Annotated in this window: 4 protein-coding genes; 2 read left to right on the top strand and 2 right to left on the bottom strand. The window is 63.4% G+C overall.

From position 1 onward, the window contains the following. Together EN994_RS24630 and choX are read right to left on the bottom strand one after the other, a co-directional pair. A partial coding sequence (locus tag EN994_RS24630; protein WP_164746145.1) for an alpha/beta hydrolase occupies nt 1-641 on the bottom strand: 641 nt, incomplete at its 3' end. 8 nt (nt 642-649) lie between these two features. Next, nucleotides 650-1,588 (bottom strand): choline ABC transporter substrate-binding protein, encoded by a 939-nt coding sequence (gene choX, locus EN994_RS24625; RefSeq protein WP_013532407.1) that lies wholly within the window; start codon nt 1,586-1,588, stop codon nt 650-652. Nucleotides 1,589-1,669: 81 nt separating this feature from the next. Here choX and betI point away from each other — a divergent pair, with 81 nt between their 5' ends. Next, a complete protein-coding gene (gene betI / locus EN994_RS24620) occupies nt 1,670-2,308 on the top strand; it encodes a transcriptional regulator BetI (protein ID WP_013532408.1) in 639 nt (212 codons plus the stop codon). A 123-nt stretch (nt 2,309-2,431) separates the two neighbouring features. Then, nucleotides 2,432-3,056 (top strand): SDR family oxidoreductase (locus tag EN994_RS24615; RefSeq protein ID WP_164746144.1); only part of this gene is annotated, 625 nt, incomplete at its 3' end.

Here is a 3,056-nt window from a genome sequence, read left to right as displayed (position 1 = left end):
GTCCGGGCCTGCACGGCCCGCGCCGCATCGCTCAGATCGGCGCTGCGGATTTCCTCGAGAATCGCGCGCCAGCGCGGCGCCGGCAATGCCGACGCGTCTCTCGCCAAGCCGGCGAGAAAGGCTGGAGGCACGTCGGGACTGCAGGCATGCCACCAGGCGTAGAACGGATCGGCCGGCGATATCGGGTCGCGCAGCGCCTCGACGCCCGCGACCAGCGGATGATCCGGCGCGAAATCGGGCTTTAGCGTGCCGGCCAGCACCACCAGCCCGCCAATCAGCTCCCTGTGTCGCCCTGCCAATGCGATGGCCACCATGGCGCCCAGCGAATGGCCGACGACGAGCGGCCGGTCGAGCCGCAAGCGTAGGATCAGCCCGGCAATATCGTCGGCGAAATCGGCTATGCCGCAGCCTTTGCCGGCCTGCGAGGCGCCGTGGCCGCGCAGATCCGGCATGATCAGACGGCGGCCGGCCAGATAGGGCGCCAGAAGCGAAAAGCTGCGGCTGGTGTCGGTGAAGCCGTGCACCGACAGCAGTGCCGGCTCGGCGCCTGTTATCTCGACATAGGCGATGTCGAGATTGCCGACAGTGACGAACTGCTTGCGGCCGGCCCAGCCGTCCTGGTTCGCGCAGGCATTCAGCACCGCCGCCCTCACAGGCCGAGCTTTTCCTTGACCGCGGCAAGGCCGGGTTGGCCGTCGAAGGTGGTGACACCGGCGAGCCAGGCATCGAGACGGCTCTTGTTGGCCGTGATTGCCTTCAGCGCGCCGTCCTCCGGCTTCATGCCGTCATTGATCAGATAACCCATGCCGACATTCTCGAAATCGATGTCGAAGGCGAGGTTTTTCAAGAACTGTGCGACGTTCGGGCATTGCTGCAGATAGCCCTTGCGCACCTGCGTCGTCACCGTCGCGGCGCCGAAATTCGGGCCGAAGAACTTGTCGCCGCCGGTCAGATATTTGAAGTCGTACATCATGTTCATCGGGTGCGGCGCCCAGCCCTGGAAGACGATGAACTGCTTCTCCTTGATCTCGTAGCCGACCTCGGAAAGCATGCCGGCTTCGCTCGATTCGACCACCTGCCAGCCGTCCAGGCCAAAGGCGGGATCGGCGATAGCGTCCATCATCAACTGGTTTGAACCGGGCTCGATGCCGTACATTTTCTTGCCGAATTTGTCGGCGAATTTGTGCAGGTCGGAAATGTCCTTGACGCCGGCTTCCCAGACATAGGTCGGCACGGCGAATGTGTATTTGGCGCCTACGAGATTGACGCGCACATTCTCGACCGAGCCGTCCTTCTTGTAGGGCTCGTAATAGGTGACCATGGCCGGGTCCCAGTAGCCCAGGAACAGGTCGAGGTCCCTGTTTTTCATGCCCTCGTAGATGACGTTGATGCCGAGCACCTGGCTTTGCGGCTGATAGCCAAGCGCCTCCAACAGGACATTTGCGACTCCTGTGGTGAAGGCAAGGTCGTTCCAGCCGGGTTCGGCCATGCGGACCGTCTTGCACTCTTCGGCCTCGGCCGCCTGGGCCGCATGAGTGGCCAACATGAGGCCGGCAAGGCAGACGCCATTTGCAAGGATGCGCAACATTTCGGTTCTCCTCGTCCGTAAAATTGACCAATTGGTCTTTTTATTGTCCCATGGGTCAATTCTTGATCTGAACGGACGAAGATGTCAACGTGGATTCGAAATGCATGGACCGATCCCGTGAAACTCAAGCGTCTCAGTGAGATCCGCCGCAAGGAATTGCGGCAGGCGGCCTTCGCGGTGCTGGAGCGCGAGGGCATTGCCGGCGCGACACTGGAAAAGGTGGCGGCGCAGGCCGGTGCCTCCAAGGGCATCGTGCTGCACTATTTCCGCAACAAGCAGGAATTGTTCGAGCACGCGATGCGTGAGGCAAACGCCGTCCTGTGCCAGGCGGTGATCGCGCGGCTTCGCCGGGCGCAGACTCCGATGGAGCGCATGGATGCGGTGATCGAGGGCAATTTCGAGGAGCATCTGTTCCAGCCGCCTCTCTGCCATGCCTGGCTGTCGCTCTGCGCCGAGGTGCCGCGCGACGAGAAGATGGCTCGTATCCAGAGGGTGATCCATGCGCGCATGCGCTCGAACCTGTTGTCGGGCCTGCGCGGCCTCGCCTCGCCCGGAGATGCCGACGACATCGCGCTTGGCGTCACCGCGCTGATCGACGGGCTTTGGTTGCGGCTCGGCCTGCAGCCGGGCAGCGTGTCGCGCGAACAGGCTGTCCGCCAGGTCAAGAATTATGTCGCGGGACGGCTGGCTTTGGGGGAGCTTGCGACCGCCGGCGCTTAAACCAGCCTCGGCCGGCCTGCCGGGTGGCGGCGGTCGAAGTTCATACCGTGGGATTGGCTGACGGCTTGACCTTGGCCGCCACTATACGGTGCTCTCGACGACGCAGAAATCTCGGAGCATCCGATGAGACTTCACAAAAAGCGCGCGCTGGTTACCGGCGGGTCGGACGGTATCGGCCTGGCGATCGCCGAGGCCTTTTCGCGCGAGGGCGCCGACGTCCTGATCGTCGGCCGTGACACCAAAAAGCTCGACACTGCCGCCAAGCAGCTCGGCGGCACTATCGAGACGCTGTCGGCCGATCTTGCCACCTCGGCCGGCATCGCGGCCGTCGGCGAGCACGTCAAAGAATCCGGCAGGCCGCTCGACATTCTCGTCAACAATGCCGGGGTGGCTTTCCTGGTGCCGTTCGAGACCGTCAGCGAGGCGCAGTTCCAGCAATCCTTCGCGCTCAATGTGACGGCGGTGTTCTTCCTCACCCAGGGTCTGCTGCCGCATCTGGCGGCCGGCGCGTCGGTGATCAACGTCTCGTCCTATTTCGCCAACAAGATGATCCCGAAGCGGCCGTCGAGCCTCTATTCCCTGTCAAAGGGCGCGTTGAACTCGCTGACCAAATCGCTGGCCTTCGAACTCGGCCCGCGCGGCATCCGCGTCAACGCCATCGCGCCGGGCACTGTCGACACCGCCATGCGGCGCAAGACCGTCGACAATTTGCCGGCCGAGGCAAAGGCGGAGCTGAAAGCCTATGTCG

It is taken from the genome of Mesorhizobium sp. M7A.F.Ca.CA.002.09.1.1 (genome assembly GCF_003998555.1).
Classification (GTDB): Bacteria; Pseudomonadota; Alphaproteobacteria; order Rhizobiales; family Rhizobiaceae; genus Mesorhizobium; species Mesorhizobium ciceri.
This window is presented reverse-complemented; position numbering and strand designations above follow the sequence as displayed.